The following is a 23549-nucleotide window of genomic DNA, read 5'->3' on the forward strand; positions in this document are numbered from 1 at the left end:
CGGCGCGGCCTACCGTCATGGCATGGACTTCGAGGAATACCGGACCTACGACGCGACCGGACTGGCCGCTCTCGTCGCCGACAAGCAGGTGTCGGCGGCCGAGCTGCTCGCGGTGGCACAGCAGCGGGCCGACACCGTCAACCCGCAGCTGAACGCGATCGTCCGCAACGTGCCCGCCGATCCGCACGTCGAGCGGACCGGGGCCTTTGCCGGGGTTCCGTTCCTCATCAAGGACCTCGCCCAGGACTATGCGGGCCTTCCGACATCGGCCGGGTCGCGGGCGTGGCGCACCACGCCGGCCACCGAGCACGCGACGGTGGTGCAGCGCTGGCTCGACGCCGGGCTGGTGATCTTCGGCAAGACCAACACCCCGGAGTTCGGCGCCAAGGGCATCACCGAACCCGAGCTGTGGGGACCGGCCCGCAACCCGTGGAATCAGACGCGGACGCCCGGCGGCTCGTCGGGCGGCTCGGCGGCGGCGGTCGCGGCGGGTGTGGTGCCGTGCGCCGGCGCCAACGACGGCGGCGGGTCGATCCGCATCCCGGCCGGGTGCTGCGGGCTGGTGGGCCTGAAGCCGGGCCGCGGGCTCACCCCGTCCGGGCCGGCCACCGGTGAAGCGATGCACGGCGCCGCCGTCCAGGGCGTCGTGTCGCGCACCGTGCGCGACACGGCGGCGATGCTCGACGTGCTGAGCGGCGGCGAGCCGTCCGGACCGTTCGTCCCCGGCCTGCCCGAGTCGTCATTCGCGTCCGCGGTCGGAGCCGACCCGGGCCGGTTGCGCATCGGTGTCCGGGTGCCGTCGGCGATCAACCCGGCGCCCCACCCCGAAGCCCGCGCCGCGGTCGACGCCACCGTGCGGGCATTGACCGATCTCGGGCACCGCGTCGACGACCTGCCGGCGGCGCCGTTCGACGACGCCGCGCTGGCCCGTGACTTCCTGCTCGCCTGGTTCGTCTACACCGCGTGGGAGGTCGACGAGGCGAAGCGGCGCACCGGCGCCGGCGACGACGCCTTCGAACGCGACACGCTGATCCTGGCCGCGCTCGGCCGGGCGACGAGCAGCGTCGACTACGTGGCGGCGGTGCAGCGCCGACACGACCACACCCGCCGGCTCACCACCTTCTTCGAGTCCTACGACCTGCTCCTGACGCCCACCTTGGCGACCCCGCCGCCCCGGATCGGCGCGTTCGACCTGCCCGTCGCGGTGCAGCGCGGCGCCGACCTGCTGCTCAAGACCCGCGCGGCGGGGCTGTTGCGTCACACCTCGATCGTCGACGACATGGTCGACGAGAACCTGTCGTGGGTGCCGTACACCCAGTTGGCCAACCTCACCGGCCGCCCGGCCATCTCGCTGCCGCTGCACTGGACCGCCGACGGGCTGCCGCTCGGGGTGCAGTTCGTCGCGCCGCTGGCGGGCGAGTCGTTGCTGCTGCGGCTGGCCGCCCAAGTCGAGGACGCGCTGCCGTGGGCAGACCGGCGACCGCCGATCTGATCGCCCGGCTTCCCATTCGGGTTGCCGTCCCTTCGTGTGGGCGCGCGGGATTGTGCGCACGGCAACGCGGGTACGACTGTCGCCGACGCCGTTACGGATTGCACCGTAACTGTCACGGCGTCGCGACCGACACCCCGCGTGAGGAAGGCGCTCGCATGACCAGTCCCGAACCGAACGAAGCCGAGGAGATCGTCGAGACGCCCGCCACGCCGGGCGCCGAGGCGCTGCCGAGCACCGAAGCCGACGAACAGGACGGCTGACGGGCGAACTGCAACATCGCCGACCCGGTTGGGAGTACACCGAGAGGGTGCCGCAACCGACCGATGACGTCTGGGAAGTGCTGTCCACGGCAAGGGCGATTCGCCGCTTCACCGACGAACCGGTGGACGACGACACCCTGAACCGCTGTCTCGAAGCGGCCACCTGGGCGCCCAACGGGGCCAACGCACAGCTGTGGCGGTTCGTCGTGCTCGACGGACCCGAGCAGCGGGCCGCGGTCGCCGAGGCGGCCCGCACGGCGCTGCGCACCATCGAGTCCGTCTACGGCATGACACGGCCGGCCGACGGCGACCGCAGCCGCGCCGCGCGGAACAACCGGGCGACCTACGAGCTGCACGACCGCGCCGGCGAGCGCACGTCGGTGTTGTTCGCGGCGTACAAGAACGAGTTCGCGCCCGACTTCCTGCAGGCCGGCTCGATCTATCCCGCCATGCAGAACTTCTACCTGGCGGCGCGGGCGCAGGGCCTCGGCGGGTGCTTCACCAGCTGGGCGTCCTACGACGGTGAGCGCCTGCTGCGTGACGTCGTCGGGATCCCCGACGAATGGTTCCTCGCCGGACACGTCGTGGTCGGCTGGCCCCGCGGCCGCCACGGGCCGGTGCGGCGGCGACCGCTGTCGGACGTGGTGTTCCGCAACCGCTGGGACCCCGACCGCGCGGACATCACCTACGGCCGAGGCGCCCGCCCCCGGCGGTGACGGCTTGGTGACCACCCGGCGGTGTGGGCAGCTGCGACGCCGATAATGGCCGGATGACGGACGACCTCGCGATCGCCGGTCCTCCGACTGCCGACGACCTGGCCCGGGTGCTGCGGTGGCTGCAGCCGGTACGACGGTTGATCAGCCCGAAGGTCTACGGCATCGAGCAGGTGCCGGCCCGCGGCGCGCTGCTGGTCGGCAACCACAACCTGATCGGCCTGCTCGACGCGCCGCTGCTGATCGCCGAGCTGTGGGACCGGGGCGTCGTCCCGCGCGTGCTCGGCAATCACGCCCATTTCAAGCTGCCCCGCTGGCGGGATCTCCTGTCGTCCATCGGCGTCGTGCCCGGCACGCCCGCCGTCGCCGAGGAGTTGATGGCCCGCGGCGAGACCATCCTGGTGTTTCCCGGCGGCGGCCGCGAGGTCGCCAAGCGCAAGGGCGAGAAGTACCAGCTGATCTGGGAGAACCGGCTGGGTTTCGCCCGGCTGGCCGTCAAGCACGGCTATCCCGTCGTGCCGTTCGCGTCGGTCGGCGCCGAGGACTCGCTCGACGTCGTCGTCGACACCGACAACCGGTTCCTCGCGCCCGCCAAGAACCTGTTCGAGCGGATCTCCGGCAGCCCGGACCTGTTCCCGCTGGTGCGCGGCATCGGGCCGACTCCCATCCCCCGCCCGGAGCGCCAGTACTACTGGTTCGGCGAACCCATCGACACCGCCGCCATCGCCACCTCCGACGACCGCGGCGTCGGCCACCTCCGCGACGTCACCAAGACGGCGATCGAGGGCGGCATCGAGTTCCTGCTGGCCGAACAGGCCCGCGATCCGTACCGGTCGCTGCGCGCAAGGCTGTTCGGTCGGCGGTAGGCGTCAGCTCGGCTGCGTCCGGCCGGTGAGCTCGCGGATCACCCTGATCTCGTTCTCGCGGTGCGGTCGGCCGTCCGGATAGAGGAGGTCGCTGAACCACCGCTCGGGTTCCTTGGTGGCCGGGTGCTGCCAGGAGTCCCACGGGAAGTAGGTCTGCGTCTTGCCGGCGATGAAGCCCCAGTTGTAGGCGGCGACGTTGTGCTTCTTCGCGACCGGCAGGATGCCCTCGACGGTGCTGCCCATCGTCCGCGCCAGGTACTCCGTGCACAGGATCGGCCGGCCGAGCGGCGTCAGCTCCCCGATGCGCGCCTCGAACTCGTCGGGGTCGCCGTAGCTGTGGAAGCTGATGACGTCGGAGTGCTCCAGCTGCAGCGACGCGACCGCGCTGCGCTCACCGGGGTTGCGCCAGTGCCCCTGCCACACCCCGCTGGTCAGCGGCTGGATCGGGTTCACCGTGCGGGCCCACTGGAAGACGTGCGGCAGGAACGCGGTGACCAGCGCCAGCTTGTCCGCGGATTCCACCTTGCGGTAGTCGCGCGCCGGGTTGTCCGGCTCGTTCCACAGATCCCAGCCGAGCACGCGGGGGTCGCTGCGGAACAGGCCGACGACACCGGTGACGTAGCTCTGCAGCACGCGCGTGTACGCCGGGTCCTGCAGCCGCTCCGCGCCGGGGCTCTGCACCCAGCCGGAGTTGTGCACGCCCGGGATCGGCGCCCGCTGCCGGCCGAGCCGCGGCCGAGGATCCCAGCAGGAGTCGAACAGCACGAACAGCGGCTTGATGTTGTGGCTCGCCGCGATCGAGACGAACTGGCCTAGCCGCTGGCTGAAGCCCGTCCGATCGGCCGCCCACAGCTGGTCGTGCAGGAACACCCGGACGGTGTTGAAGCCGATCTGCTGCGCGAGGCGCAACTCGCCGTCGATGCGCCGGGGATCGAACGTCTGGGGCTGGAACATCTCGAGCTGGTTGACAGCGGTGGAGGTGACGTAGTTCGCGCCCACCGGCCAGCCCTGCGCCGCGTACCAGGCGTTGGCGCGGTCGGCCGGCCAGCGGGGTGGGGCGGCCGATGCCCGCGGCACCTCGCTCAACGCCGCGGCCGCCGCCACGAAGAGCGGCAGCTTCAGCGCGGTCCGGCGGTGCACGAGACGACGATAGGTCGCCGGCGACCGAGAACCCGCCCGTCGTATCGGTATGCAATACAACAGGTTACGAATCGTTACCCGGCCACCGGAATGTGCGCGGCGCACCGCGTGTTGGAGTCGATCGTGCCTCTCGACGACCTCTTCACGCCGTTCACTGTTCGCTCACTGACGGTGCCCAACCGCTTTGCGATGGCGCCGATGACCCGGCAGGCGTCCCCCGACGGTGTGCCCGGCGCCGACGTCGCCGAGTACTACCGGCGCCGTGCCGGCGGCGGCGTCGGGCTCGTCATCACCGAGGGCGTGCGGCTGCCGGACCCGGCCGCCGGATACCCGTTCGACGTTCCCACCCTCGCGGGCGACGACGTCCTCGCCGGCTGGTCGCGCGTCGTCGACGCCGTGCACGCCGAGGGCGCCACCATCGCGGCGCAGCTGTGGCACCAGGGCGCGCTGCGGTCCGACCGCGACGGGGTGGTGCCGGTCGGACCGTCCGGTGTCGACGAGCACGGCGCGCCGCGCGGCCGGGCGCTGCAGACCGACGAGCTGGCGCAGCTGGTCGCGCTGTACGCCGACACCGCCCGGACCGCCCGCGCCGTCGGGTTCGACGCGATCGAGCTGCACGGCGCCCACGGCTATCTGCTCGACGAGTTCCTGTGGCACCGCACGAATCGGCGCACCGACGGCTACGGCGGATCGGTGGCCGCGCGCACCCGCTTCCCCGCCGAGGTGGTGGCGGCGGTGCGGGCCGCGGTCGGACCGGACTTCCCGATCATCTTCCGCTTCTCGCAGTGGAAGGCCACCGACTACGAGGCGTCCATCGCCGACGACCCGTCGCAGCTGCAGGAGGTGCTCGCACCGCTGGTCGACGCGGGCGTCGACGTCCTGCACCCGTCGACCCGCCGGCACTACCTGCCGGCCTTCCCCGAGTACGACCGCGACCTCAGCCTCGCCGGCTGGACGAAGAAGGTCACCGGGCTGCCGGTGATCACGGTGGGGTCCGTCGGCCTCGAGACGCAGTTCCGCAGCGAGCAGCGCGGGCAGGTGATCGCACCCGCGCCGGTCGACCGCCTGGTCGAACAGTTCGAGGCCGGCGAGTTCGACCTGGTGGCCGTCGGCCGGGCGTTGCTCGCCGACCCCGGTTTCGTCAACCGGCTGCGCGACGGCCGGTTCGACGGCTTCGCCGGCTACGACCCGGCGGTCGCGCTGGCGTCACTGACCTGACCTCACCCGACGGCTTCGGCCGACGGCGGCGCAGAACCACCCCGCGGACCCGTCATCAACCGGACGATCTCCTCCCGGTCGGCCACCGACGGTAACCCCATGTCCGGGGTGTAGCCGTACACCTCGTGCAGCGGGGTCGACGCCGTGCGACCGTCCAGGATGTCGACCGAGTCGGTGGTGATGAGGCCGGGATGCGCCGCACCGCAGGCCTCGGCCACCTTCACCAGGTCGCGGCGCAGCGTCCTGATGTAGTTCGCGACCCGGGCGGCCTTGACGTCGGGCACCAGGCCCCGCGACAGCCACGCGTTCTGGGTGGCGACGCCGGTGGGACAGGTGTCGGTGTGGCACTTCTGGGCCTGGATACAGCCGATCGCGAGCATCGCTTCGCGCGCCACGTTCACCATGTCGCAGCCCAGGGCGAACCCGATCACCGCGTTGTCCGGCAACCCGAGCTTGCCGCCGCCGATGAAGGTGACCCGCTCGTGCAGGTCCCGCTCGGCGAACACCCGGTACACCCGGGCGAAGCCGAGCTGGAACGGCAGCGACACGCTGTCGGTGAAGATCAGCGGCGCCGCCCCCGTGCCGCCTTCCCCGCCGTCGACGGTGACGAAGTCGACGCCCCGTCCGGTGTCGCGCATGAGGTCGCCGAGTTCGTGCCAGAAGTCGATGTCGCCGACCGCCGACTTGATGCCCACCGGCAGGCCCGTCTCCGCCGCGAGCAGTTCCACCCAGTCCAGCAGGCTGTCGGTGTCGGAGAACTCGGCGTGCCGCGACGGGCTGACGCAGTCACGGCCCGCCGGGATGCCGCGGGCGCGGGCGATCTCGGCGGACACCTTGGGTGCCGGCAGCAGCCCGCCCAGCGTCGGTTTGGCGCCCTGGCTGAGCTTGATCTCCAACGCCCGCACCGGCGCCCCGGCGACGACGTCCTTGAGCTTCGCCAGGTCGAAGCGACCCTCGGCGTCGCGGCAGCCGAAGTACGCCGTCCCGATCTGGAAGATCAGTTCGCCGCCGTGCCGGTGGTACCGCGAGACGCCGCCCTCACCGGTGTTGTGCAGGCAGTCGGCGAGCACCGCGCCGCGGTTGAGCGCCTCGACGGCGTTGCCGGACAACGATCCGAAACTCATCGCGGAGATGTTCACGACGGACCGCGGCCGGAAGGCGCCCGGCCGCCCGCGCGCCGCCCCGATCACCTTGGCGCACGGCACCTCCACCTCCCGCCCGGCCGCGGGTCGCGACGCCGGCGCGCCGCTGACGAAGGTGCGGTGCTTGATCACCGGGTAGCCGGAGGTGTACTCCATGTCGTTGTCGGTGCCGAACCCGAAGTAGTTGTTCTCCTGCTTCGCCGAGGCGTAGACCCAGCGGCGCTGGTCGCGGGTGAACGGCCGCTCCTCGTCGTTGGCCGCCACGATGTACTGCCGCAGTTCGGGACCGATGGCCTCGAGCAGGTACCGCGCATGACCGACGACCGGGTAGTTGCGCAGCAACGCGTGGCCGCGCTGGAACACGTCGCGCGCCGCCACCGCGGCCACGGTCGAGGCGGCAGCGGCCGCGAGTCGACGAGCGGCTCTGCTCATGCCGGTCGTGTTTCCGGGCGGCCGTGACGCGAAACACCGCCGCATGTCGGGCTACGCCGCGGCGGCCGGCACCTGCGCCCCGGCGGGCAGCGTCGGCAGCGAGATCGCCATGCCCTCGACGTCGACGACGCCCCAGGAGTAGCCGTTGAGGTACTTGGCGGTCGACGTCACCACCTGGACGGTCACCGACTGACCCGGCTTGAGCGTGTGGGCCACCTGTTCCAGGGAGTACGTCTGGGTCCGGCGCGTGCCGTCGAGGGTGACCGGGAGCGGCGTGGCCTGGTTGCCCAGCACCAGGCCGGTCTGGTCGTCGACGATCTGGGCGTAGACGTGCTTCGCCGTCCCGGTGCCGGAGTAGGTCAGCGTCAGCACCGGCGCCCCGACGACGTAGGTCAGTGCGGTGGCGGCGGGCACGTGCAGGTTGGCCGCGTTGAGCGCCGGGGACGCCGACGGCAGGCCGAGCAGGGTCGCGATCGGGCCGCGGGTGAGGATCCGCGGGTCCGGTCCGGAACCGCCCAGCAGCGGCACGATCGGCAGCGTCGTCCGGCGACCGGATGAGGCGACGACGGGCGAGTCGTCGGTGGCCACGGGGTAGGTGCCCGAGCTGTGCCAGTCGCCGTTCTGGTCGACCCACTCGAATTGCGGCCCGGTGACGGCGCTGCCGTTGCGCTTCACGTAGCGGTCCAGCCAGTCGAGGGTGCGGTCGATGACCACGGCGCCGTCGTTGGTGGAGCTGAGGCAGGCGCCGTGGCCGCCGCAGTACCAGACCACCTTGGTGGGTGTGCCGGCGGCGATGAGCTGGCGGGCGATGACGTCGGCCTGGTCGAGGGTGAACAGGGTGTCGACCGTGCCCTGGATCAGCAGCGTCGGCGCCTTGATGTCGGCGATCTGGTCCTGGTAGCCGAGGCCGCGCACCAGGTCGATGTCGGACTGTTGCACCACGCCGAACAGCACGCCCATGATCGCGACCGGAAGGATCCGCGGATGCTCCCGGGCGAAGGTGAGCTTGAGCACGGTCGGCAGGATGGTGCCCCAGCTGCTGTTCACGGCGCCGCGCGGGAACAGCACGTCGACAAGGTCGTTCCAGGCGATGGTCGGCACGATGGCGTCGATGCGGGGGTCGACGGCGGCCGCGGCGAGCTGGATGCCGCCGCCGTAGGACGCGCCGACCATGCCGACGCGGGGATCGTTGCGGCCGTCGAGCTGGGCTTCGGGCAGCGTCGCCACCCAGGTGAGGATGGCCGACACGTCGCGGCCTTCGAGGTCCGGCGAGTCCAGGTGCATGACGCCGCCGGAGCGCCACTCGCCGCGCGGATCCCACGTCACCACGTTGTAGCCGGCGTCGCGCAGGGCGCCGACACCGATCACGTCGTTGGGCAGCAGGCCGTCGACCTGCAGGTCGAGCGTCGTCGCGCCCGGCAGTCCGAGGCCCGGGCCGCTCAGCACCGTCGGCGCGGTGCCGTGGGCGCCGAGGCCGCGCGCCGGCATGAAGTGGGCGTAGATCTGAGTGCCGTCGAACGAGGTGACCAGGACGGTCCGCGGCTGCGGCGTTCCGGGCGGGGCGCTGTGGTCGACGGGCCAGCCGATCACCGGGTGCAGGAACTCGCCCACCAGCGGGATCATGTGCAGCAGCGAGACGACCGGCGTGACGACGAGCGGACCCGCCACCGGGATGTCCTGCAGCCACTGCAGCGGCGCGACGACCTCGCTCACGGTGACCGCAGGGGGAATCGGATAGGTCTCGTCGTCCTCGGCCGACGCGGTGCGGGTCGCGGCGGCCAGCGACATGACCAGGCTGGCCACCGCGGGCGCACCCGGCGGGTCGTCGGTGGAGGCCGGCGGCACCGCCGCGTCCAGCTGGGTCGTCGGCTTTTCGACCGGCGCGGTGGCCTCGGGCTGCGGCCGGCCGGGGGCCGCCGCTTCCGTCACGTGCGACGTGGTGTCGACCTGCGGCGGGGGCGGCGTTGCCGGTGACGTCGGCGCGGCCGCCGAGGTGCCGGCGGCGGGCCGGGGGTCGAACGCCGGTTCTTGGGGCGTCTTTGCGCTGGTCGGCTCGGACTTCGCCTCGCCGGGCGGCGGCGTGTCGTCCTTCTTCTCGCGGTTCCCCTTGCGGTCCTCGGCAGCGGCGTGGGCGGGATGACCGTCGTCGTCGAGGTCGAAGGCGTCCTTCGGGTCCGGCGCGTCCTTCGACGGGACGGACGTGGCGGCTCCGGTCGCCGCGCCCCCGACCGTCGCATGGTTCCCGTCGGTGGCCGCGGCATCGGCGGCGCCGGCAGGGTCGTCAGCGGACTTCTCGGCGCCGTCGCCCGTCGTCGTGGTGGCCGTGCCGGACGCCTGGTGTGAACCGGTTGACGCCGATGACGTCGACGCTGCGCCGGAGGCGCCGGCATCGCCGTCGTCGGCGGCAGCCGCCGCCGCTCCGGTGAGGACCGCGGCACCGATGCCGAGTGCGACCGCCAATCCCCCGACCCGACCCACATACGAACCCGCTCCCATGTCACTGATAACTACCGTGCTCCGGTTCGTCGCGGATCGGATTGGCCGGATTCCCGGCCGGCGACGCCGCCGCGGGGTCGAGAATGTATCGACATGCCCGCTGCCGCCGTGGGACCGACCGCGTTCCGCTACCCGGTGCGCAGCGGGCGACGCGCCCGGCTGGTGCGGGCCGCCCGGCGGATCGCGGGCGTGGATCTGCTCCCCCGCGACGACGTCACGCGGGCGTTCATCGCCGGCCTGAGCGAGGGCGATCCCGTCGCGGAGCGGTTCGTCGCCGAGACCTATCACGGCGCGCTCGGCGCACGGCGAGGACGCGAGCTGGTCGAGCGGGCGCAGCGGGACGGGATCGACAGCGTGCCCGAGGCGCCGGAATCAATGCGCGCACTGTTCGCGGAGTTCGAGCAGGTTCCCGACTGGGTGGACCGCGAGCTGGTGGAGGCCGGCGCCGCGGTGTGGCGCCGCTGGGCCTATGCGCTCGGCGCGCTCGGCAACGCCGGCACGACCGACACCTACACGGAGGGCTGGCTCGCGGTGCCGCTCTCACTGTCCGGTGGCTACGCCGGCGAGCGGGCGCTGCACCGCTACCTCGAGACGTCGCGGTGGTGGATCGAGGTGTGCCGGCCCGGCGCGATCCTGACGCCGGGCTCCGCCGGCCGGAACATCTCGCTGCACGTGCGGATCATGCACGTCAGCGTGCGGGATCGCGTGAAACGGCATCCGGAGTGGGACGCGCAGCGATGGGGCCTGCCGATCAGCCAGTCCGCGATGCTGTTGACGCTGCTCGGCGGCAGCGTCGCACCGGCTCTCGGGCTGTTCCTGCTCGGTCATGTGACGTCGCCGCGGGAAATGCGCGCCGTCCTGCACTTCAACCGCTACTGCGGCCACCTGGTCGGCGTGCGCTGCGAGGGCTACTTCCCCGAGACCGTTGCCGACGCCTGGCGGATCCTGTTCCTTGCCGATTCGGCCCGCAGTTACGACAGCGCGGCCAGCGGAGTCGAGCTGGTGCAGTCCTTCGTCCCCGCGTTTGCGCCGACGCCCGCCCACCGCGGGCTGGCACGGTGGCGCGCCGCGTACCACTACCGCGTCCAGGCCGGGTACCTCGGCCTCTTCATGCTGCCGTGGAACCGGCGCCGCTATCGTCTTCCCGCCGCCTCACCGGGCGTCGCCCTGCTGCTGCTGCGGGCGCCGCTCATCGCGCTGATGGAGCTGGTGCGGCGGCTGTTTCCCGCCGCCGACCGCTGGTGGCAGCGCACCAACCTGCGCCGCTGGGAGAACTGGCTGCAGTGGCAATCCGACGGCAGGGCAACCGCTTTCGAGGCCGCCGCGCCGCTGCGACGGTGATCCTCCCGCGGTGACGGGGTGTCGGCGTGGTCACGGCCGCGACTCGGTGACGTGTCAGCCCCGCAACCAAATCACGCTGGTGTAGACAGCCGTCGCGAGCGCCCCATATTTTCGGCGCAGTCAGTTCGAGTCGGCGCAGTCAGTTCGAGCAGGCGCAGTCAGTTCGAGCAGCACAACGAGGGAGCCGCGGGCAGTGGTCGCTTTGGGTCGATTCGCCATCAGCGCAGTTGCGGGTGCGGGCTTGTGCGGCGTCGCCGTCGCGTTGAGCCCGATCGCGGCGGCCCTTCCCGTGCCGGCCGGCGGCTACCGCTGCGCGCCGGCGGCTGCGCCCGCTCCCGCGGCGCCGTGCAACGCGACCGCTCGTGAGTCCTCCGCCACCGGCGGGGTCGGCGTTCCGCCGGGGCCGGCCGCGCCGCCGGTTGTCCCCCCGCCCGCCGCGCCGCCGGTTGTCCCACCGCCCGCCGCGCCGCCCGTCGTGCCCCCGCCCGCCGCACCGCCGCTCGTGCCTCCGGTGGCACCACCGCCGGTGGCACCGCCGCTCGTGCCGGCCGCAGCCCCCGGCGCGCCGGTCGCCCCCGCAGCCGGAACCGCGGGCGCCCCCGTCACCGGGATGGGCGGAACGGGGAAGGGCGCTCCCACCGGGGCGGCCAGCGACATCGAGGGCGTCCCCACGCTGCCCGGCCCACAGGGCTGAGGCGCCCGGCAGTTCGCGAGCGCTATTCCTGCACGATCACCGGGTCGCCGACGGTGACGGTGTTGAAGTACCACTGCGCCGCCGCCGGGACCAGGCTGATGCAGCCGTGGCTGACGTTCTCGCGCCCCATCGACGCAACGGCCCACGGCGCCGAGTGCACGAACAGGCCGCGCCGCGTGATGCGGACGGCATAGTCCACGTCGAGCAGGTAGCCGTCGGGGGCGGTGACCGGGATACCGACGCTGCTCGAATCCATGGTCACGTCGCGTTCCTTCGCCAGGACGCTGTATCTGCCGACCGGCGTGGGATATTCGGGTCTCCCCATCGTCGCCAGCAGCACGCCGTCCTCCCCGACGTGCGGTGAATGGTGCGGCGCGGGGAGGGGAATCGGCGAGCCGTCGCGCGCGCCGTCGATGCTCACCGTGAAGGTGTGGTCCGAGATGTCGGCGACACCGACGACGGCGGCACCGGTCTGGAACTGCGTCGTCGTTCCCCCGACCGACAGGCTCACCGCGGTGTGCGCCGGCCACAGCTGGTCGGGCACCCACTGCACGGTGCGGCTGTCGAGCCATTCGAAGGTTCCGGTGACCGCCGGTGTCGACGAGATGGCGAGCGCTCGCTCGGCGGCTGAGCGGTTCGTCACCGGGCCGCGGAACGTCACCAGCACCGGATGGCCGACGCCCACCCGCATGCCACGCGCCGGCGCGACGGACTCCACGCCGACGGGGAACGGCGCGACGGCGGCCGTCGTATCAACGGCCGTGACGGGGACGCCGATGCTGATCGCCGCCACCGCGACAGCGGCACATCGAACGACCGACCGCACGGTGCACCCCATCTGTCATCCGACGTGAACGGTGTCAGCGTAGGAGCGCGGCCGGCGCGAAAGTGGCGACAACCGTTGATGTTTCGGTCAAACAATCGTCACGGTTCGGCTACTCCGCCGTGACCCGCCCGTCCTCGACCCGCCAGCGGCGGTCCAACCGGACGTTCTGCAACATCCGGCGGTCGTGGGTCACCAGCAGCAGCGCACCGGCATAGGCGTCGAGGGCCTGCTCCAGCTGTTCGATGGCCGGGAGGTCGAGATGGTTGGTCGGCTCGTCGAGCACCAGCACGTTGACGCCCCGGGCCTGCAGCAGCGCCAGCGCGGCGCGGGTGCGCTCACCGGGCGACAGGTCGTCGACGGGGCGTTCGACGTGATCGGCGCGCAACCCGAACTTCGCGAGCAGCGTGCGCACATCGGCGGTGGTCCAGTCCGGCACGAACTCCTCGAAGCGGTCCACCAGCCGGCCGGCGCCGGTGAACTCGCCTCGCGCCTGGTCGATCTCACCGACCGCGACGTTGGCGCCGAGGCTCGCGCGGCCCTCGTCGGGCGCCCGGCGGCCGAGCAGCAGCGACAGCAGCGTCGACTTGCCCGCCCCGTTCGGGCCGGTGATCCCGATCCGATCGCCGGCGTCGACCTGCAGCGCAACCGGACCCAACACGAAGTCGCCCTGCCGGACCACGGCGTCGTCCAGCGTGGCGACGACGGAGCTCGAACGCGGCGCCGGCGCGATCGCGAACTGCAGCGTCCACTCCTTGCGCGGTTCCTCGACGTCCTCGAGGCGCGCGATCCGGCTCTCCAGCTGCCGCACCTTCTGCGCCTGCTTCTCGCTCGACTCGGTGGCGGCGCGCCGGCGGATCTTGTCGTTGTCGGGCGCCTTGCGGATCGCGTTGCGCACACCGTGGCTCGACCACTCGCGCTGGATGCGGGCGCGCGCCACCAGATCGGCTTTCTTCTCGGCGAATTCGTCGTACTGCTCGCGGCGGTGCCGCCGGGCGACCTCGCGCTCCTCCAGATAGCTGTCGTAGCCGCCGCCGAAGACGGTGGTGGTGTGCTGCGCCAGGTCCAGTTCGAGGACGCGGGTCACGGTGCGGGCCAGGAACTCCCGGTCGTGGCTCACCAACACCACGCCGCCGCGCAGCTCGCGGACGAACTGCTCGAGCCGCGCGAGGCCGTCGAGGTCGAGATCGTTGGTCGGCTCGTCGAGCAGCACCACGTCGAACCGCGACAGCACCAGGGCCGCCAGCCCGACCCGCGCGGCCTGCCCACCGGACAGCGCTGTCATGAGCGTCGAATCCGGTGGCAGCACCGCAGGATCGAGCCCGAGGTCGGCCAGCACCGCCGGAAGCCGGTCGTCGAGATCCGCCGCGCCCGTGGCGAGCCAATGCTCCAGCGCCGCGGCGTAGGCGTCGGCTGCGGCGGCGCTCTCGCCGGCCAGCGCCTCGGCCGCGGCGTTCATCGCGCGGGTCGCGGCGTCGCACCCGGTGCGGCGCGCGATGTAGGCCGCCACCGTCTCAGCGGGCACGCGCTCGTGCTCCTGCGGCAACCAGCCCACGAACGCGTCGGCGGGCGCGAGGCTCACCGAGCCCGCCAGCGGCGCCAGGTCTCCTGCCAGGATCCGCAGCAGGGTGCTCTTGCCGGCGCCGTTGGCTCCGACGACCCCGACCACATCACCCGGCGCCACGGTGATGTCGAGGTCGGAGAACAACGTGCGGTGCGCGAATCCGCCCGCCAGGCCCTTGGCGACGAGGGTGGCCGGCATGGCGCGCTACCAGCCCGCGTTGCGGGCGAGTTCGACGACGTAGGCGTTGACGAAGGTGCCGGCGCTCGGCTCGCCCTGCCCGCACGAGCCGTCGGATTCGCCCGGACGTTTCACCCACAGATAGGCGTCGGCGTGCGCGCCGGCGGTGGCGGTGGTGGGCTTGGCGCCGAGCGCGCGACCGCTCGGGTTGCACCAGTAGAACTCGCCCGCGGCCGGCCCGGCGCCGTTGCGGGAGGTGTCGATCACGTAGTGGGACCCGTTGGTGAGACCGGAGATCGCCTCGCCGTAGCCGGTCTCCTCGTCGGTGGTGAAGAAGTTGGCGGTGTTGAGGCTGAAACCGCGGGCCTTGGCCACGCCGACCCGGTTGAGCCGGTTCGCCATCTCCGCCGCGCTGGTCCACCGCGAATGCCCGGCGTCGACGTAGACGACGGTGCCCGGGTTGCGGGTGAGCGTGTCCACCGCGTAGCCGATCAGCGCGAAGCGCTCCTCGCGCTGATCGCCGGACAGGCAGTCGGCCATCGCGAGCGCGTCGGGTTCGAGGATGACGGTCGCGGGTCCGGACCCGACCGCGCCGGCGACGCCGTCGATCCACTGCCGATAGGCGGCGCCGCTGCCGAATCCGCCCGCGGCGAAGCTGCCGCAGTCGCGGTGCGGGATGGCGTACAGCGCGAGGATCGGCATCGCGCCGGCGGCCCGCGCGTCGGCGATGTACCGGCTGTCCGCCGCGAGGTTCGACCGGTTGTCCATCCAGTACGCCGTGGGCGTGTCGGCGACGGCCTCCACCAGCGGGTCGTCCTTTGCGGCGCGCTTGGCGGCCGACGTCGGGTTGACGTAGAAGGGCAGGCCGGCCAGTGGGTTGTCGTCGCTGACCAGCTGGATCGCCGGCGCGGGCCGATGCGGCGGCATGGCCGGCGTGCCGAGGGTGGCCGCCGCCGCGACGGCGACGACGGCAGCCACCCACCGGGCGACGGCGGGCGCAGCGCGGGACATCACCTGACGGAACTTAGTGTCGCGCCGCGGCGAGCACCAATCCGCCGTCGGTCAGGACGCGGCCACCAGATCGTCGATCTGGCTGATCGCCGAGGACGCGCCCTCGACGACACCCATGTCCAGCACCTGCTGCAGCGCCTCGGCGGACGCGTAGGTGCTCACGTACGTCGCGCGGGTGCCGCCGTCGTGCTCGGTGAAGGTGAAGACGTTGCGCGACACCGGCATGTTCGGATCGGGTTCGAGGTTCGCATCGGCGAAGCCGTCGAAGAACTCGAAGCTCGTCGGCTCGTCGACCGCGGTGATCTCCCAGTAGCCGCCGTGCTTGTCGCCTCCGGGACCCGTCATGAAGTAGGTGACCCGGCCGCCCGGCGAGAAGTCGTGGTCGACGACGGTCGCCGGATAGCTCGGCGGACCCCACACCTTCTCCAGTTGCCGCGGATCGGCGTAGACCTGCCAGATCCGCTCGATCGGTGCCGCGAACTGTGCGGTGATGGTCAGGGTCAACGCGTCGAGATCGTGCTGCACGTCGGTGACGGGCATGTCAGTCCTCCTTGACTGGTTCACTGGCGATCAGTTCGTCGATACGTGCGATGCGGCCGCGCCAGATCTCTTCCAGCTCGGCGAGCATGCCGGCCACCGACCGCACCGCGGCGACATCGCCGCTGGCCAGCTGTTCTCGGCCGCGACGCTGTTTGGTGACCAGGCCGGCCCGTTCGAGGACGGCCACGTGTTTCTGCACCGCCGCGAAGCTCATCTCATACCTCGCGGCGAGCGCGGTGACCGAGTGCTCTCCGGCCAGCACCCGGCGCAGGATGTCGCGCCGGGTGCGGTCGGCGAGCGCGTGGAACAGGGCGTCCGCCCGGTCCTCGGCGATCGTGGTCACGCGGCTAATATACAACCGTTTGGTTGTACGTTGTCAAGCCCTCGCGGTGGCTGCACGCCGAGACGTTAGGGTGCTTGCTCGGCGGCAGCGAACAGGTCGACAGGAAAGTTGAGCATCCTCATGACCGCAGCACCCGAAGCGTCGGCGCTCGAAGCGCGGGTCGGCCACTACTACCGGATGGCCGGCACTTACCTGGTGGGCCGCGAGAAACTCCGCGAGTACGCCCGGGCCGTACAGGACTACCACCCCGCGCACTGGGACGTCGCCGCCGCCCGGGACCTCGGCTACCCCGACCTGGTGGCGCCGCTGACCTTCACGTCGGCGCCGGGCATGCAGTGCAACCGGCGCATGTTCGAGGAGATCGTCGTCGGCTACGACACCTACATGCAGACCGAAGAGGTCTTCGAGCAACACCGGCCGATCGTCGCCGGCGACGAGCTGACCATCGACGTCGAGCTCACCTCGGTCCGCCGGATCGCCGGCCGCGACCTGATCACCGTCACCAACACCTTCACCGACACCGCCGGCGAGCGGGTGCACACGCTGCACACCACCGTCGTCGGCGTCACCGCCGAGGACATCGATCCGACCATCAAGACCGCCGTGCAGAACGCGATGATGCACGACATGGACATCCTCGCGGTCGGCGCGAACCAGGACGCCTACCGCAAAGAGGTGCGACCCGACGGCGATGTGCGCGTCTCGACCGGCGGCGAGACCCGCACACCGGGCACCGCCTCCTTCGACGACGTCAGGGTGGGCGACGAGCTGCCGGCCCGCCACACCCGGCTCTCCCGCGGGGACCTGGTCAACTACGCCGGGGTGGCCGGCGACGCGAACCCGATCCACTGGGACGAGGACATCGCCAAGCTCGCCGGGCTGCCCGACGTCATCGCCCACGGCATGCTGACGATGGGGCTCGGCGCGGGGTTCGTCTCCGCCTGGTCCGGGGACCCCGGCGCGGTCACCCGCTACGCGGTGCGGCTCTCGTCGCCGGCCATCGTCTCGGCGAAGGAGGGCGCCGACATCGAGTTCAGCGGTCGCGTCAAGTCTCTCGACCCCGCGACCCGCTCGGGTGTCGTCGTCATCGGCGCCAAGTCGGCCGGGAAGAAGATTTTCGGGTTGGCGACCGTGCACATGCGCTTCGCCTGAGCGTTCGCCGCCGCGGGGCAGCGTCGAGGTGGTTTCAGGCGGACTTCTCGCCGTCGCTTCTCGACTGGTAGCTCTGGTGCACCGGCGATTCCCACGTGTACGGCTCCTCGGGGTGGCCGGACCCGCCGAGGATGAAGGAGCGGTCGCTGCGGTTGGCCCGCGCGATGGTCGCGAGCCAGGTGCCGAGGGTGCTGAAGCGGTTGCGTACCCCGGTGAGGAACGCGATGTGGATGAAGCCCCAGCCCAGCCAGCCGAGTTTCCCGGTCAGCTTCACCGGGCCGGCTTGCAGCAGGGCGTGGCCGCGGCTGATGTAGGCCGCCGATCCCAGATCGTGGTAGTGGAAGTCCTTGCGGCGGCGGCCTTCGAGGTCGCGCCGGATGCAGGCGGCCGCGTGCAGCCCGCCCTGCATCGCGTTCTCCGCCACGCCCGGCAACCCGTCACGGCCCGCGAGGTCGCCGATCACGAACACCTCCGGATGCCCGGGCACCGACAGGTCGGCGTTCACGGTGATCCGTCCGGACCGGTCGGTCTCGGCGCCCAGCATCTCCGCGGCGTGCCGGGCGAAGGGCACCGCCTCGACGCCCGCCGTCCACAACACCGTGCGGGTGGCGTAATCCTGCGTCGTGTCACTGCCTTTCGCCTTCACCGTCACCCCGTCGCGCCGGACGTCGGTGACGTGGACGCCGAAGTGCATCTCGACACCCATCGCCTCCAGCGTCTTCTGCGCCTTGGCGGCGAGTGCCGGCGCGAAGCTCTTCAGCACCCGGTCGCCGCCGTCGAACAGCAACACCCGCGCGTCCTCCGGCTGGATGCTGTGGAACTCGTTGGCGAGTGCCTTCGTCGCGAGTTCGCGGATCTGACCGGCCAGCTCCACGCCCGTCGGGCCGGCGCCGGTGACCGCGAAGGTCAGCCACTGGTCGCGCTCGGGACCGGGCGGCAACGTCTCGGCGATCTCGAAGGCGGCGAACACGCGGCGGCGGATGCTCAGGGCGTCGTCGAGGGTCTTCATCCCGGGCGCCCAGGCGGCGAACTCTTCCTTGCCGAAGTACGACTGCCGCATGCCCGCCGCGATCACCAGGTAGTCGTAGGGCAACTCGTAGGTCGACTCGTCGGGGCGGCGGGCGGTGACGCGGCGGGCGTCCGGGTCGAGCCGGATCGCCTCGCCCAACAGGGTCGTGACGTTGCGGTGGTGCTGCAGCTCGTCGCGCAACGATCGGCTGATCTGCCCGATGCTCAGGGTGCCCGTCGCGCACTGGTAGAGCAGCGGCTGGAAGACGTGCGACGCCGCCCGGTCGAGCAACGTGACGTCCGCGTCCACCTTGCCGAGGCGGCGGGCACAGAACAGGCCACCGAAGCCGCCGCCGATGATCACTACCTTCGGGCGCTCGTTCGTCATGTCGATCCCACCCCGCTGTTCTCGCGTCGGCCACCGTGTCCGGTGGGGGTACCCGAATCGCGAGGGTTCACGACAGGCCGTCGTTGCCGGCCACCGAAGCTGCTCGCGGCCACTTGTCGGACCCTGCTGCGACACCGACGACATGTCCACCGCCACCGCCACTTTCACGGGTGAGGTGTCTCCCCGGGAGCGCCTGGACGCGTTGTTCGACGAGTTGGCGGAACTGAGCGGTCAGCGCAACGCGATCGACGGCCGGATCGTCGACATCGTCGCCGAGCTGGAGCGCGCGGACCTGTGCGGGATGACCGGCGCCCGGTCGGTCCGTCGCTGGTGGCCTGGAAGACGGGGCGCCACCCCGCGCAACGCCGAGACGATGGTGGCCGTCGCGCGTCGGCTCGACGAGTTCCCGCGCTGCGCCGAGGCCCTACGCGAAGGCCGGCTGTCGCTGATCGGCTGGAGGTCGTCGCCGAACACGCCGCCGACAGATCCGATGCCCACTATGCGGCGTTGGCCGCGGTGGCCGCCGTGACTCAGTTTCGCACCGCCGTCAAGCTCGAACTGCGGCCCGATCCCGAACCGCGACCGGAACTGCACCGCTCGATCACAAAGCTGGTCGACGATGCGTACACCACCTGGCGCATCCGGCTGCCACGGGTCGATGCGGCCACGTTCGAGGCGGCCCTGCTTCCTGCGCCTCGTCGAGGCGGGGTGGGACGCCGAAGCGGCACCAGTCCTTCCCACCGCACCCACCCCCGCCCAACTGACCCCGGGCGCCAGTACGCGCCTGCACAAGACCCGGCTTCGTCGGGCTCAGGCCGGTGTGTCGTGCAAGACGACGCTGTCTTCGATCGGCAGTCGGTGCATGCGCAGGTCGTTGACCGGGGCCGAGGGGTCAGCGGTGCCGAAGGAGATGCCGAACAGCAGCTTCAATTCGGAGGGCACGCCGAGCACCTCGCGGACCGCGTCGGCGTACATCCCGAGGATCGTCTGCGGTATGCCGTGGAAGCCGCGCGCGGTGAGCGACAGCAGGAAAGTTTGGGCGTACATGCCGATGTCGGCGGCGGTGCGCACGCCGTCGCCCAGCAGGGGCATGAACAGGAATGCCGCGTGGGGTGCGCCGTAGAAGCGCAGGTTGTCGCGCACCACGTCACGCCGGCCCTCGACGTCGGACCGTGCCACACCCAGCGCTCCGTAGAGCGTCGCACCGTGGCGCTGCGCTCGTTCGGCGTAGGGGCCGTCACCGTAACCGGCGGTGAAGTCCGGTGAGGGCCGGTCGTCTTCGTACGCCCGCAGCATCGCCTCGCTGACCGCGTCACGGACGCCTCCGGAGACCACGTGCACCACCCACGGCTGGGTGTTGCTGTTCGACGGCGACGTCTGCGCGTCCTCGAGCACGCCGCGGATGTCCTCCGCCGTGAGGGGGTTCGGCAAGAACCTCCGCACCGAGTAGCGCGAGCGCAGCAGATCGACGGCTGGCGTGGTGGACGTCGTGGTCACAGGGACTCCTCGGATTGGCGGTTCGGCCGGACAGGCCTGTTGGGTGCTACTATCTAGCGTACTATGGGGTCGCACACTAGAGACAAGCCGGCGGAACTGTCGTCGGACTGCCGGGACAAGCTCGGGCAGCAGCTGTCCTTCGCGTTGTACGGGGCGGCCAACCGCGTCGTCCGGCTGCACAAGCCCTTGTTGGAGCCGCTGGGCCTGACGTTTCCCCAGTACCTGGCGATGCTGGCGCTGCTCGAGCGCGCACCGCAGACGGTGGGCGCACTCGGTGCCCGGCTGGACATGGACACCGGCACCATCACGCCGCTGGTCAAACGGCTGGAGGCTGCCGGCATGGTCACCCGCGTGCGGGACCCGGCCGACGAACGTCGCGTGCTGGTCGACCTGACCGCGAAGGGGCGGGCGCTCGAACCCGACATCCGCCGTGTGAACGGTCAGATCAAGTCGGCCTGCCGACTTACGTGGGAGGACGTCGACAGCCTTCGGCAGACGCTCGACGCGCTCGCCCATCCCGCCGGTGACTGACGCCGGCCACCAGCTCGTGAAAGGACTGCTGTTGACGAACAAGACCGCCACCGTTGAATTCCCGAGCCGGGTCGGCGTCTGGTGGAACAGCGAAGCGTGGCCGATCCGCGAGGCGCAGGAGGTGGCGCGCGACATCGAAGGCATGGGTTTCGGATCGCTGTTCATGCCCGAAGGCGGCGGCAAGGACGCACTCGTCGAATCGGCCGCGTTCCTGGCCGCGACCGACCGGCTCGTCATCGGCACCGGTATCGCCAACATCCACTTCCGCATCCCGACACCCGCCGAAGGCGGCGCGCGCACGCTCGCGGCACTGCATCCCGGGCGCTTCGTGCTGGGCCTCGGCGTCAGCCACGCACCCTTCGTCGAGAACAGCATGAAGGGCACCTACACCAAGCCGCTGGCGACGATGCGCACCTATTTGGAGCGGATGAACGCGCTGCCCGCGGAGATCGAAGCGGGCGCCCGGCCCGCCCGGGTGCTGGCGGCGCTCGGTCCGAAGATGATCGCGCTGTCCGGTGAGCTTGCCGACGGCGCCCATCCCTACCTGGTCACACCAGGGCACACCGCGGCGACCCGCGCGATCCTGGGACCGAGCAAGTGGGTCATCTCCGAGCAGGCGGTGGCGATCGGCGGCGATGCGCAGGATCAATTCCGGCGTGCCCGCGCCCACATCGCGGCCTACCTGGCCCTGCAGAACTACCGAAACTCCTGGCTGCGGCAGGGTTTCGACGAGTCCGACCTGGAGCGCGGCGGATCCGACCGGTTGGTCCGTACACTCGTCGGGATGGGTTGCGCCGAGCAGGCCGCCGCGTCGCTCACCGCACACCTCGATGCCGGTGCCGATCACGTGGTCGTTCAGGTCGTCGGCGAGGGACTGACCGCAGACCCCCGGCCGGCATTGCGGGAACTGGCTGCCGCCCTGCAGCTTTGACCCGTCAGCTGTCCTTCGGTCGGTTCTTGCCGATCGCCGGGCGCTCGGCGATTACCGGGAACTGGCCGGTGAACCCGATGCGTTCCTCGGCCACCGCCTGCACGCGTGTGCGTACCGCGAACCATCCGACGATCAGCAGTGGAACGATCACCACCAGGCTGCCGACGGTCCACGTGCCGATCGGCGGATCCATCGCCATGAGCACCAGCACCGCCACCAGGAAGGCCAGCGTGGCGTAGCCGGTGAAGGGCGAACCCCAGAGCTTGAACGACGGGCGGTTCAGGATGCCCTTCTTCGACCACCGGTAGAGCTGGATCTGGCAGATCACGATGGTGCCCCAGGACGCGATGATGCCCAGGGCCGCGACCTTCAACACGATCTCGAAGGCTTCCTCCGGCACCACGCCGTTGAGGAATACGCCGAGCAGGCCGATTGCCGCGGTGAGGCAGATGCCGCCGTAGGGGACGCCGCGGGTGTTCATGCGCGAGGTGAACTTCGGGGCGCTGCCGTTCATCGACATCGACCGCAGGATCCGGCCGGTCGAATAGAGGCCTGCGTTCAAGCTGGAAAAGGCGGCCGTCAACACCACGATGTTCATGATGGTGCCCGCGCCCCCGACGCCGATCTTGGAGAAGAACGTGACGAACGGGCTTTCGTCGGCCTGGTAGGCGCTGTAGGGCAGCAAGAGGCCGAGCAGGAACAGCGAGCCGACGTAGAACAACGCGATGCGGGCGATCACCGAGTTGATGGCGCGCGGCATGATTTTCGCAGGTTCGGCGGTCTCCCCCGCCGCGGTGCCAACCAATTCGACTGCGGCGTAAGCGAAGACCACGCCAGACGTGACGATGACCAACGGGAACACGCCCGCCGGGAACAATCCGCCGTGATCGGCGATCACACTGAAACCCGTTGGCTGGCCTTGGATGTGGTAGCGGCCCGCCAAGAAGATGGTGCCGGCGACCAGGAACGTCAGCAGCGCGACGACTTTGATGAGGGCGGCCCAGAACTCGAGCTCACCGAAGATCGTCACCGAGATCAGGTTCATCGCGAGGACCACGGCGAGGGCGGCCAGCGCGATCGTCCACTGCGGGATGACGTCGAACGCCGACCAGTAGTGGAAATAGGTGGCGATGGCGGTCGAGTCGACGACGGCGGTCATGGCCCAGTTGAGGAAGTACATCCAGCCGGCGACGTAAGCCGCCTTCTCCCCGAGGAATTCGCGCGCGTAGGACACGAAAGAGCCCGACGACGGCCGGTGCAACACCAGCTCACCGAGCGCGCGCAGGATCAGGAAGACGAACACGCCGCAGACCGCGTAGACGAGGAACAGTCCCGGCCCGGCGTTGGCCAGGCGGCCGCCGGCGCCCAGGAAGAGGCCGGTGCCGATCGCTCCGCCGATCGCGATCATCTGCAGTTGCCGGGGCTTGAGTCCCTTGTGGTAGCCCGCGTCCTCGGCGGTCAGGGCGGCCTCCCGGGCGGCGGCGCCTCGGGATTCCGCGTCGGCCGATTCGGCGGTCGGGTTCATTTACTGCTCCCTGTCGATCGCGTCGTCGGTCTTCATGGCCTGTGGCACCGGGATGGGTGGGTTGGGCACGTCGCGGAAGGTGAACACGAACCCGAAGACCGCGATCGCCGCGGCGATCGCGTAGCCGACGGCCGACCACCAGCCCACATGCAGGTATGCGGTCACCGCCACGATGCCCATGGCCAGGAACACCATCGTCATACCGATCAACGGTGTCGTTGCGCGAAAGTCCATGGTCGCCACCCGCCTGTAGTTCGGAGAACCC

General features: G+C 71.1%; 22 protein-coding genes. 10 read left to right on the plus strand and 12 right to left on the minus strand.

The annotated features are described in order from the left end of the window. Positions 1-22 precede the first annotated feature (22 nt). From LV457_RS17485 to LV457_RS17495, 3 genes are all read left to right on the plus strand, one after another. Positions 23-1492 carry an amidase gene (locus tag LV457_RS17485; RefSeq protein WP_232172795.1) on the plus strand — a complete coding sequence of 490 codons (1470 nt, stop codon included), beginning with the start codon at positions 23-25 and terminating at the stop codon, positions 1490-1492. A 307-nt stretch (positions 1493-1799) separates the two neighbouring features. Continuing rightward, entirely contained in the window at positions 1800-2468 is a 669-nt protein-coding gene (locus LV457_RS17490) for a nitroreductase family protein (protein ID WP_232172796.1), read from the plus strand. Between the two features lie 53 nt (positions 2469-2521). Then, positions 2522-3331: a lysophospholipid acyltransferase family protein gene (locus tag LV457_RS17495; protein ID WP_232172797.1), complete on the plus strand. Its 810-nt coding sequence runs from the start codon at positions 2522-2524 to the stop codon at positions 3329-3331. 3 nt (positions 3332-3334) lie between these two features. Here LV457_RS17495 and LV457_RS17500 read toward each other — a convergent pair whose 3' ends face one another. Next, positions 3335-4471 (minus strand): cellulase family glycosylhydrolase, encoded by a 1137-nt coding sequence (locus LV457_RS17500; RefSeq protein ID WP_232172798.1) that lies wholly within the window; start codon positions 4469-4471, stop codon positions 3335-3337. Positions 4472-4594: 123 nt separating this feature from the next. On the opposite strand from LV457_RS17500, the gene LV457_RS17505 reads away from it, so the two are divergent. After that, entirely contained in the window at positions 4595-5689 is a 1095-nt protein-coding gene (locus LV457_RS17505) for an NADH:flavin oxidoreductase (RefSeq protein WP_232172799.1), read from the plus strand. A 2-nt stretch (positions 5690-5691) separates the two neighbouring features. Here the strand turns inward: LV457_RS17505 and LV457_RS17510 are convergent, their stop codons facing one another. Further along, entirely contained in the window at positions 5692-7263 is a 1572-nt protein-coding gene (locus tag LV457_RS17510; RefSeq protein ID WP_232172800.1) for an FMN-binding glutamate synthase family protein, read from the minus strand. A gap of 51 nt (positions 7264-7314) precedes the next feature. Next, complete coding sequence (locus tag LV457_RS17515; protein ID WP_374198881.1) at positions 7315-9723, minus strand: CocE/NonD family hydrolase; 2409 nt, start codon at positions 9721-9723, stop codon at positions 7315-7317. A gap of 129 nt (positions 9724-9852) precedes the next feature. Between LV457_RS17515 and LV457_RS17520 the strand changes: the two genes are divergently transcribed. Together LV457_RS17520 and LV457_RS20210 are read left to right on the plus strand one after the other, a co-directional pair. After that, on the plus strand, positions 9853-11100 hold the full coding sequence (locus tag LV457_RS17520; protein WP_232172802.1) for an oxygenase MpaB family protein: 1248 nt from the start codon (positions 9853-9855) through the stop codon (positions 11098-11100). Positions 11101-11611: 511 nt separating this feature from the next. After that, complete coding sequence (locus LV457_RS20210) at positions 11612-11794, plus strand: hypothetical protein (RefSeq protein WP_308192217.1); 183 nt, start codon at positions 11612-11614, stop codon at positions 11792-11794. 22 nt (positions 11795-11816) lie between these two features. Here LV457_RS20210 and LV457_RS17530 read toward each other — a convergent pair whose 3' ends face one another. The 5 genes from LV457_RS17530 to LV457_RS17550 form a co-directional block, all read right to left on the minus strand. After that, positions 11817-12620, minus strand: coding sequence for an Ig-like domain-containing protein (locus LV457_RS17530; RefSeq protein ID WP_232172804.1), 804 nt, complete (start codon positions 12618-12620; stop codon positions 11817-11819). 109 nt (positions 12621-12729) lie between these two features. After that, the gene (locus tag LV457_RS17535; RefSeq protein WP_232172805.1) at positions 12730-14379 is read right to left on the minus strand and encodes an ABC-F family ATP-binding cassette domain-containing protein; all 1650 of its coding nucleotides are present in this window, start codon (positions 14377-14379) and stop codon (positions 12730-12732) included. 6 nt (positions 14380-14385) lie between these two features. Then, the gene (locus LV457_RS17540; RefSeq protein WP_232172806.1) at positions 14386-15369 is read right to left on the minus strand and encodes a glycoside hydrolase family 6 protein; all 984 of its coding nucleotides are present in this window, start codon (positions 15367-15369) and stop codon (positions 14386-14388) included. Between the two features lie 51 nt (positions 15370-15420). Beyond that, positions 15421-15909 carry an SRPBCC domain-containing protein gene (locus LV457_RS17545; protein ID WP_232172807.1) on the minus strand — a complete coding sequence of 163 codons (489 nt, stop codon included), beginning with the start codon at positions 15907-15909 and terminating at the stop codon, positions 15421-15423. Between the two features lies 1 nt (position 15910). Continuing rightward, positions 15911-16252, minus strand: a complete 342-nt coding sequence (locus LV457_RS17550) for a helix-turn-helix transcriptional regulator (protein ID WP_232172808.1) — start codon at positions 16250-16252, stop codon at positions 15911-15913. Between the two features lie 120 nt (positions 16253-16372). On the opposite strand from LV457_RS17550, the gene LV457_RS17555 reads away from it, so the two are divergent. After that, complete coding sequence (locus LV457_RS17555; RefSeq protein ID WP_232172809.1) at positions 16373-17404, plus strand: fused (3R)-hydroxyacyl-ACP dehydratase subunits HadA/HadB; 1032 nt, start codon at positions 16373-16375, stop codon at positions 17402-17404. A 34-nt stretch (positions 17405-17438) separates the two neighbouring features. Here the strand turns inward: LV457_RS17555 and LV457_RS17560 are convergent, their stop codons facing one another. After that, the gene (locus LV457_RS17560; protein WP_232172810.1) at positions 17439-18800 is read right to left on the minus strand and encodes an NAD(P)/FAD-dependent oxidoreductase; all 1362 of its coding nucleotides are present in this window, start codon (positions 18798-18800) and stop codon (positions 17439-17441) included. Between the two features lie 142 nt (positions 18801-18942). Between LV457_RS17560 and LV457_RS17565 the strand changes: the two genes are divergently transcribed. Then, a complete protein-coding gene (locus LV457_RS17565) occupies positions 18943-19329 on the plus strand; it encodes a DUF222 domain-containing protein (RefSeq protein WP_374198882.1) in 387 nt (128 codons plus the stop codon). Positions 19330-19610: 281 nt separating this feature from the next. Here the strand turns inward: LV457_RS17565 and LV457_RS17570 are convergent, their stop codons facing one another. Further along, positions 19611-20297, minus strand: coding sequence for a nitroreductase (locus tag LV457_RS17570; protein ID WP_232172811.1), 687 nt, complete (start codon positions 20295-20297; stop codon positions 19611-19613). A gap of 63 nt (positions 20298-20360) precedes the next feature. Here LV457_RS17570 and LV457_RS17575 point away from each other — a divergent pair, with 63 nt between their 5' ends. Next, positions 20361-20828 (plus strand): MarR family winged helix-turn-helix transcriptional regulator, encoded by a 468-nt coding sequence (locus tag LV457_RS17575; protein ID WP_232172812.1) that lies wholly within the window; start codon positions 20361-20363, stop codon positions 20826-20828. Between the two features lie 31 nt (positions 20829-20859). Continuing rightward, positions 20860-21759, plus strand: coding sequence for an LLM class F420-dependent oxidoreductase (locus LV457_RS17580; RefSeq protein WP_232172813.1), 900 nt, complete (start codon positions 20860-20862; stop codon positions 21757-21759). 4 nt (positions 21760-21763) lie between these two features. Here LV457_RS17580 and LV457_RS17585 read toward each other — a convergent pair whose 3' ends face one another. Both LV457_RS17585 and LV457_RS17590 read right to left on the minus strand, forming a co-directional pair. Then, positions 21764-23284, minus strand: a complete 1521-nt coding sequence (locus LV457_RS17585; protein ID WP_232172814.1) for an amino acid permease — start codon at positions 23282-23284, stop codon at positions 21764-21766. Next, positions 23285-23518: a hypothetical protein gene (locus LV457_RS17590; protein WP_232172815.1), complete on the minus strand. Its 234-nt coding sequence runs from the start codon at positions 23516-23518 to the stop codon at positions 23285-23287. Positions 23519-23549: the final 31 nt, after the last annotated feature.

The organism is Mycobacterium sp. MYCO198283 (assembly GCF_021213805.1).
Lineage (GTDB): Bacteria > Actinomycetota > Actinomycetes > Mycobacteriales > Mycobacteriaceae > Mycobacterium.